Origin of the sequence: Enterovibrio norvegicus FF-33 (assembly GCF_000286835.2) — a bacterium.
GTDB lineage: Bacteria > Pseudomonadota > Gammaproteobacteria > Enterobacterales > Vibrionaceae > Enterovibrio > Enterovibrio norvegicus_A.
The window spans coordinates 1-388 of record NZ_AJYD02000053.1 but is presented as its reverse complement, the minus strand read 5'-3'; the positions used below and the strand labels follow the sequence as shown (position 1 = coordinate 388).

1 protein-coding gene is annotated in these 388 nt (G+C 57.7%); it reads left to right on the top strand.

Going from position 1 to position 388, the window contains the following annotated elements; all coding sequences use genetic code 11:
- Positions 1-388 (top strand): type VI secretion system tip protein TssI/VgrG (tssI, locus tag A1OO_RS22840; protein ID WP_017004975.1); only part of this gene is annotated, 388 nt, incomplete at both ends.

Below are 388 nucleotides of genomic sequence, written 5' to 3'. Positions count from 1 at the left end.
CGCTCGAAGAGCACGGGGGTGAGGGCATGACAACGTATCACAATACCTTTTCGGTCATTCCCGCTCACCGCCCGTGGCGTCCCGCGCCACAAGCCAAACCCTGTGTGCATGGCCCACAAATGGCGATTGTCACTGGGCCTGCGGGGGAAGAAATCTTCTGTGATGAGCACGGGCGCGTGAAAGTGCAGTTTCCGTGGGACCGATACGGCAACAGCGATGAAGCCTCAAGTTGTTGGGTACGTGTCTCCCAAGGCTGGGCAGGCGGGCAATACGGCATGATGGCGATACCGCGCATTGGTCATGAAGTGATTGTGTCGTTTTTAGAAGGCGACCCGGACCAACCGATTATCACGGGCAGAACTTATCACGCGACCAATGTGCCGCCCTA